Origin of the sequence: Kitasatospora sp. NPDC091257, assembly GCF_044757675.1 — a bacterium.
Taxonomy (GTDB): domain Bacteria; phylum Actinomycetota; class Actinomycetes; order Streptomycetales; family Streptomycetaceae; genus Kitasatospora; species Kitasatospora lactacystinica.
Genome location: NZ_JBIVVI010000803.1, coordinates 1 through 4,290, shown reverse-complemented (window position 1 = coordinate 4,290; position 4,290 = coordinate 1). Strand labels below are relative to the sequence as shown.

Below are 4,290 nucleotides of genomic sequence, written 5' to 3'. Positions count from 1 at the left end.
CGGGCCGGCCGGGGCGTCCGACGTACCCGGGACATTCGGGCGGCGCCGACCCGGAGGCGGTCACCGAGGTCGTCCGGCCCAGGTCCGGGGCGGGAGGCGGAGGCGGCTCGCCCTCCTGGCAGGACGGCATCGGGCCCGGCGGTCCCGCTCCGGCCGGAGGCCCCGGCGGACGCCCGGGCTCCGACGGCCCGTTCGAGGGCGCCTTCCCGGACGCGCTGCGCGGCCGCTTCATCCCGCTGGGCCGGGCCGGGGCCGGTTCCGAGGGCACCGTCTGGTACGTCCGGCGCACCGACGGAGGCGGTGACGCGGCCGTCAAGGTGGCCGTCGCCGGCCACCCGATGGACCACGACCTGCTCGCCCACCTGCGCAACGACGGCTTCCGCCGGCACGTCCCGCACCTGATCGACTTCGGCCGGGTCGGCCACCACGGCGCCCAGGTGGACTGGGTGGCCATGGAGTACCTGCCGGTCACCCTCGCCGCGCACGTCGCCGGGCTGTGGCGGGAGGGCGGTCACGGCGACCGGCGGACCGCCGAGCAGATCGTCTACGAGCTCGTCGCCCTGCTCGACTTCTGGCAGCAGCGGATCAAGCGCAACCCGCTGGACTTCAAGCCCGCCAACATCCTGGTGCGCCCCGGCAGCGGGTCCGGGGAGTTCGTGATCGCCGACTTCGGCGGCGTCGACCGGCTCACCGACAGCCGCCGGTTCACCTCCGCGATGATGGTCACCGTCGCCTACATGGCCCCCGAGCAGCTGGCCGGCAAGAACCACCAGGCCGGGCCCTGGTGGGGGCTCGGCAACGTGCTGTACGAGCTGTTCGTCGGCCGCCCGCGCTTCATCGGCGCGGACGGCGAGCGCCCGGCCGACCAGGAGCTGGAACTGGAACTGGTCATGGGTGAGGAGGTGGACCTCTCAGCCGTCCGCGACCCGCGCCAACTGCTGCTCCTCCAGGGGCTGTTCACCAAGAAGCCGGAGGACCGCTGGACCGCGCCGCAGGTCCGCGGCTGGCTGGCCGGCGGCACCCCCGAGGTGATCCGCCGCCGGCCGCAGGCGCAGGCCCGGGCGCACCGGCCGGTCACCTTCCTCGGCAACCCGTTCACCGACCCGGTCCGGCTCACCGAGGCGCTGCTCAAGAACTCCGGCGCGGCGGCCCGCTGGCTCTCCACCGGGGGAGCGGAACGGGTGCGCGACTGGCTGCGGGACGAGGTCGAGGACACCGTCTTCGACCTGCACTACCTCTCCGACGTGGCCCGGGCGCCCGGCTCCCGGCGCGAGTCCGTGGCGGCGGTCGCGGTGCTCGCCCTGGGCGCCGCCTTCGCCCCGGGCACCGTCCCGCACTACCGCGACCGCCCGATCGACACCACCGGCCTGGAACGCGTCGTCACCGAACCGGACGGCGCCGAGTTCATCGACGAACTGGTCCGGGGCGGGGCGCCGACCGTGGTCGCCCGCTACGACTGCTTCCACCCCGAATGCGCGGGCGAGCACTGCTCCCGGCTGCTCGCGCTGGCCGGACTGCCGGAAGTGCTGGCCGAGGTGGACCGGCTGGCGCGCACCGTCGGCGGCGGCCGGCGCGGCGGCGACGGGCTCAGCCCCGAGGAACGCGAAGAGGCGCACCGGCAGGCGGTCTGGCTGAGCATCCGGCCCGAGGAGCGCGCACGGCTGCTCGGCCGGCTCTCGCCGCTGCCCGCCGCCCTGCACCGGCTGCCGCTGCCCGAGCGGGTGTCCGAGCTCGCGGCCGTGGTGGCCGCCACGGTGGTGGACGGCGCGCTGGCGGTGGACGCGGGCGCCCGCACCGCCGCACGGGCGGCGGCCCGCAGGCCGGCGCCGGACCCGGCGGCGGCCACCGCCCGGGACGTGGTGCGGCGCCGCTGGTCCGCGCTGCGGCGCCGGGCGGTGGGCGCCGACCCGGCGCAGCCGGGCGGGCGGGCGGCCCTGATCGCGGCGGAGGCACTGCGGCGGCGCGGCCGGGGACGGTCCGAGCAGCGCGAGCGGCCCGAGCCGGAGGCCGGGGTACGACAGGAAGGGCGGGTGGCCCGGCTGTGGCACAACCGGCGCCGGCGGCCCCCGGTGGACCGGCGGGCCCGACTGGCGGCCTGGTGGCCCTACGCCCGCGCCGCGCTGCCGCGCCGCGCCGGGGCGGTCCTGCTGCTGCTCCTCGCCTTCGGACTGCTGCTGTGGGCGGGAGCGGTGCTCCGCTACCCGGTCGAGGCGGGCGACAAGCTCGACCTCTCGCCCGCGGGCGCCTTCGGCGGACACCTGCGCAACGCCGGCGACCACGCGGCCCGGCAGGTGGTCGGACAGCTCGGTGCGGGGCTCGTGGCGGCCGCCGTGATCGCCTTCTTCCCCGCCCGGGTGGGCATCGGCACGGCGCTGCTGACCGGGGCCGGGGCCCTCGCCATCGGCTACCTGCGGCTCGGGCCGCCGATGACCGCGCCGGCGACGCCGCAGTCGGTGGCCGACCGGGTGGTCGTGTTCGAGGGCGGGATGGGGAGCTGGGCCGGCATCGCGGCGGTGGTGGCGATCGTGGTCTCGCTCGTCCTGGTGGAACGGGCCTCCAACCGGCTGCTGAAGCCCGCCCAGGAGGCACGCACCCAGGTCCGGGCGGCCTGGCGGCGGCTGGACGAGCGGAGCGCGGAGCAATCGCCCGGGGCCGCCGGCGGCGAACGGGTGTGGAGCGCGCCGTCCGGGCGGTGGCGGACGGGCGGCGCGGGGACCCGCGACCGGGTGCGGTTCGCGCTCGGGACGACGGCGGTGCTGGTGCTGCTGCTGTGGGGGGCGGTCGAGGTCAGGCTCGCGGCCACCGGGGTGCACCGGACGCCCGGCTCCTGGGGGACGGGACAGAGCGGCGCGGCCTACCAGGCCGGGTTCGTCCTGCTGCTGGCGGTGGTGTCGCTGGTGAGCGCCCTCGGGACTCCGGCCACCGCCCGGGGGCTGTTCGCGCTCTGGGTCCCGGCCACCCTGTTCCTGGGGGCCTGGCCCGGGCCGCTGGGACCGGTCGAGGCACTGCGGATACCGGTGTTCGAGGGGCCGTTCAGGTCGATCGCCGGGCTGTGGGGGCACGGGGCCTTCTGGGCCGCCCTGCTGGTGATGCTGCCACTGGCGGCGTACGGGGGGCTGCGGACGGTCCGGGGACGGGCGGGGCGCAGCTGAGGGGCGACGACTGACAGCTGGCAGCGGACAGATGACAGATGACGAGTGACGGATGACAGCTGACAGATTTCGAAATCTGTCAGCTGTCATCCGTCATCTGTTCCGTGTTCCCTGTTCCGTGTTCGCTGCGGCCCGTTCTCTGCCGGCGCTCAGCCGACCAGTCGGGAGAGCTCGATCGAGTGTCCCGTCCGCTCCACCTTCGCTCGCAGGTAGCGGACGTTGCTCGCCGACAGGTGCACGCCCGTCGGCACCCGGTGCCGCACGACGATCCCCAGCTCGGCCAGCTGCGCCGCCTTGTCCGGGTTGTTGCTCAGCAGGTCGATGCCCGTGGCGCCGAGCGCGGCGAGCATCTGGGCGGCCGCGGTGTAGTCCCGGCCGTCCTCGGGCAGGCCGAGGGCGGTGTTGGCGTCGTACGTGTCCAGGCCGGAGTCCTGGAGGGCGTACGCGTCCAGCTTGTTGTAGAGCCCGATGCCGCGGCCCTCCTGCCGCAGGTAGAGCAGGTACCCGCCGGCCTCGCTGATCCGCTCCACCGACTCGCGCAGCTGCGGCCCGCAGTCGCAGCGGTCGGAGCCGAAGACGTCGCCGGTCAGGCACTCGGAGTGCAGCCGCACCAGCGGCGTCCCGCCCTCGGGGACCGTGCCGAGCGCGAGCGCCAGGTGCTCGGCACCGTCGGCGAGGCCGTGGAAGGTGAAGGTCTCCGCCTCGGCGCGGTAGCCGTCGGGGAAGGTCAGCGGGATGCGCACACGCGAGCGCACCGTGGCGGAGCCGGGCTGCGGCATGGGTGGGCCTCCGTGGATCGGGGGTGGACCGGGACGAATCCGGGGTGGACCGGGACGAACCGGGTGGGTTCGACCGGTCCGGACGGATCGCGGTGGATCGGAGGTCGACCGTACTAGGTAGTTCCAATTTGAACAACTACCGGGCCGATGGGGCGGGGATCGACCGCGGAGGCGCACAACACCCCACCGGTCCCGACTGTTCCCACCAGGCCTTCCAGCATGTGGATGGTGCGGGACCCGCGGTGTGGACACTGCGAGACTTGCCGCGTTTCCTGGGCACGTCCCTCAGGCCCGCCGGGACACCGCGCACGCCCATCGACGACCACGGAAGGGTCCTGACCAGATGCCGCTGACCCGCG

General features: G+C 75.5%; 1 protein-coding gene and 1 pseudogene. One reads left to right on the top strand and one right to left on the bottom strand.

From position 1 onward, the window contains the following. A pseudogene (locus ACIQOV_RS29855) lies at positions 1-3,152 on the top strand (hypothetical protein); the annotation flags it as partial. 149 nt (positions 3,153-3,301) lie between these two features. Here ACIQOV_RS29855 and ribA read toward each other — a convergent pair. After that, a complete protein-coding gene (gene ribA, locus ACIQOV_RS29850; RefSeq protein WP_387727691.1) occupies positions 3,302-3,931 on the bottom strand; it encodes a GTP cyclohydrolase II in 630 nt (209 codons plus the stop codon). Between the last annotated feature and the right edge of the window lie 359 nt (positions 3,932-4,290).